This window comes from Flavobacterium sp. (genome assembly GCF_013822155.1).
GTDB lineage: Bacteria > Bacteroidota > Bacteroidia > Flavobacteriales > Flavobacteriaceae > Flavobacterium.
Genome location: NZ_PNJW01000107.1, coordinates 1 through 3570 on the forward strand (window position 1 = coordinate 1; position 3570 = coordinate 3570).

Here is a 3570-nt window from a genome sequence, read left to right on the forward strand (position 1 = left end):
AGAAGAGCATAATGAGTTAATTATTGTTGAGAAAATTAATTAAATACTTGCTTTTGGTATGTTTATTGCCTTTCTGAAACGAGTCAATAAAAAAACTTATTTTTGAAAATTGAAAAAATTGATATGAAACGATATTATATAACCCTTTTGATTTTACTTTCTATTTTGTTATCAGTAGGATTTAATAGTGAAGATAAAGATAAAAACACAGTGAAAGCAGGTAAGAAAATGCAGGAATTTGTTATCGGTATTTCTAACTATGCCCGAAAACAAAAAAATGATTTTATCATTATTCCTCAAAATGGGTCGGAATTAGCTTTTGAAAATTCAAATCCAGATAAAAACCTTTCTGCAAGTTATTTGAAAGCTATCGACGGAATTGCCATTGAAGAACTGTTTTATAATGAAAAAGGGAAGGCAGATAACTATCGAATTGAGAATCTAAAAAAACTTCCGAAGGACAAAAAAATAATGGTTTCTGAATTTGTAAAAAACAAGGACGATATTGATAAAGTGATTCAACTCAATCAAACTGTCAATTTTGTACCCTTTATCAGAACAGCAGAAAATTACCATTATCATTTAATTCCGGAAAATATAAACCTTGAAAACGCTAATAATATAACTAAACTGAGCGATGTTCAAAATTTTTTATATTTAATTAATGCTGATGATTTTGATACGAAGAAACAATTAATAGAAGCGGTTGCAAACACTAATTTTGACCTTGTATTAATCGACTTGTATTATTACAGCTTTCCCTATACCAAAGCCGAATTAGAATTGCTTAAAAAGAAAAAAAACGGAGGAAAACGATTAGTAATTTGCTACATGAATGTTGGTGCAGCGGAAAATTGGCGAAATTATTGGCAACCCGATTGGAAATTAGGCAATCCAAAATGGTTAAAAAAGAAATACAAAGGTTATGATAACGAGATTTATGTTGAGTTTTGGGATGCTAATTGGCAAAAACTAATCTATGGAAATGAAGAATCATACACTCAAAAAATAATTAATGCAGGATTTGACGGTGTATTTTTAGACAATGTAGAAGCGTATTACAATTTATACAACGATTAAATCATTTTTCGGGCTTTTTCTAAATCTTCCGGGGTGTCAATTCCAATTCCAACATGTGTTGTTTCTACCATTTTGATTTTTTTGCCATATTCTAAATAGCGAAGTTGTTCTAATTTTTCTGAAGCCTCCAGAGACTTCATTGGTAATTTGTAAAAATCCAATAACGCTTTTTTTCGAAAAGCATAAATTCCAATGTGTTGAAAATAGCGAACACCCGCATTTTTTTCTCTCGGATAAGGAATCACAGCCCTTGAAAAATAAAGAGCTAAACCATTTTGATCCACGATTACTTTTACATTATTCGGATTTTCAATAATTTCCCAGTCCTTAATTTCACGCATTAAGGAGGCTAAATCAATTTCTTGTTTTGTATCATTTCTAAAAACCTCTAAAACAGCAGCCAATGGTTCTTTATTAATAAATGGTTCATCCCCTTGCACATTAACCACTATATCAACATCTAAATTCTCAACGGCTTCCGCTATTCTGTCACTACCACTTTCGTGCTCTTTGATGCTTCTGATTGCTTTTCCTCCTATAGAAATTATTTCATCATAAATTAATTTTGAATCTGTTACTACAAAAACATCGTCAAATAAATTTGTTTTTACGGCCGCTTCATACGTCCGTGTAATGACCGTTTTCCCTCCTAAATCCTGCATTAATTTAGCAGGAAATCGAGTAGAAGCATAACGGGCTGGTATGACGGCAATTATTTTCATAATAGTGAGTTGATTGAAATTAAGGTTTAGATTTTAAACTATTTTCAAAATTATTCAAAATTTTCGTCTTTAAATCCAATTAAATACAATTTTTCTTTCGCTCGAGTTACTGCTGTATATAACCATCGAATATAATCTCTATCAATTCCATTCGGTAAATAAGGTTGCTCTACAAAAACAGTATTCCATTGTCCTCCTTGTGATTTATGACACGTGATGGCATAGGAAAACTTGACTTGCAATGCATTAAAGTATTCGTTCTCCTTTACTTTTTGTACTTTTTTATAGGATGCACTCTCATTTTCATAATCTTTCAATACTTCTTGATAGAGTCGATTAGCTTCTTCATAAGTCAATGAAGGTGATTCACTCGTAATGGTATCCAACAACAAAATTGTTTCAAATGGTTTTTGATTGAGATAATCGACCATTCTAATTTTTACTTTGGCAAATTTGAATCCGTATAATTCTTGAATTTTATATATTTCCAATACTTCCACAATATCACCATTGGCAATAAATCCGGCTTCATCTGTTACTTTCAGCCAAAAGTAATTATTCTTCACCACCATCATATAATCACCGGCAGATAAATCGCTTTCGCGAAATAAAATTGCATTTCTAATTTGTTGATTGTATTGATTTGCTCTTTTATTAGTTCGCACAATGAAAGCGGTTTCCTCCATCCCATCTTTGCTATAAGATGTATTAATGGCATCTTGAATATCATAACCATCCGTTAAGCGAACTATATCTTTATAACCTTTAACATCAAAACGAAAAGAATCTATAAAATGTTCTTTTAAAACTTCCCTCAAAACTGTTGCATTGTATAATATCCCCGAATTTTCTTCCTGACGCATCACTTCGTCCAATTCAATATGAATAACGTCTTTGTTATAATAAGCCAATAACGTTTCTATATTCAAAGCTGGACTAACTTCTAAATTTATTGGTGGAAGCTGAGCTGTATCACCTAAAAGTATCATCTTACAATTTTCGCCGGAATATACATAGTTCATTAAATCATCCAATAATGAATTACTGTCGGCTGATTTTGAGTCCGTATTAACATCTGAAATCATGGAACTTTCATCAACAATAAAAATGGTGTTTTTATGTTTATTTATTTGACGCGTAAAGGAAACACCTCCGGAACTGTTTTTTTTAGGAAAATATATTTTTTTATGAATTGTAAAGGCTGGTTTTCCGGAATAATTAGCAATAACTTTTGCTGCACGACCCGTAGGAGCCAAAAGAACATATTTTTTATTGACCGCAATTAAATTGGCTACTAATGTTGAAATTAAGGTTGTTTTACCCGTTCCGGCATATCCTTTTAATACAAAAAGTTCTTCATTCGTTGAATTTGTAACAAAATCAGCAATTTTTTGAAAAAAAATAGTCTGTTTTAAAGTAGGATTAAAAGGGAATGATTTTTGTAAAATACTGTAAAACAGAGCTGAATTCATTTGCAGGTTAATTAGGAGCAATAAAAATTCAAATATACTGATGAATTTTATGGGAAATGCTTTTGAGAAAAAAAAAAAATTGTAGATTTGCCTTAAACTGAAATTAAATAAAATTAAAATGATTTTACTTGTAATTATTGTTGTAGTACTTGCATTAGCAATTTATTTCATTGCTAAGTTAATTAACAAATCTACAAATAAAAAATTGAAGCCAATTTTTTCAATTGTATTGTGGATTGTTACCATAGTATTTAGTTATTTAATTTATCAATCTATTCAAGCACCAATTGAATTTG

The 3570-nt window shown here is 30.5% G+C and carries 3 protein-coding genes; 1 reads left to right on the forward strand and 2 read right to left on the reverse strand.

The genetic code is table 11. The features are described from left to right. Nucleotides 1-102: 102 nt before the first annotated feature. Nucleotides 103-1080 carry an endo alpha-1,4 polygalactosaminidase gene (locus C0512_RS14790; protein WP_290862935.1) on the forward strand — a complete coding sequence of 326 codons (978 nt, stop codon included), beginning with the start codon at nucleotides 103-105 and terminating at the stop codon, nucleotides 1078-1080. Here C0512_RS14790 and kdsB read toward each other — a convergent pair. Continuing rightward, on the reverse strand, nucleotides 1077-1802 hold the full coding sequence (kdsB, locus tag C0512_RS14795) for a 3-deoxy-manno-octulosonate cytidylyltransferase (RefSeq protein WP_290862937.1): 726 nt from the start codon (nucleotides 1800-1802) through the stop codon (nucleotides 1077-1079). The genes C0512_RS14790 and kdsB overlap by 4 nt on opposite strands. A 50-nt stretch (nucleotides 1803-1852) precedes the next feature. Continuing rightward, nucleotides 1853-3274, reverse strand: coding sequence for an ATP-binding domain-containing protein (locus C0512_RS14800; RefSeq protein ID WP_290862940.1), 1422 nt, complete (start codon nucleotides 3272-3274; stop codon nucleotides 1853-1855). Nucleotides 3275-3570 lie beyond the last annotated feature (296 nt).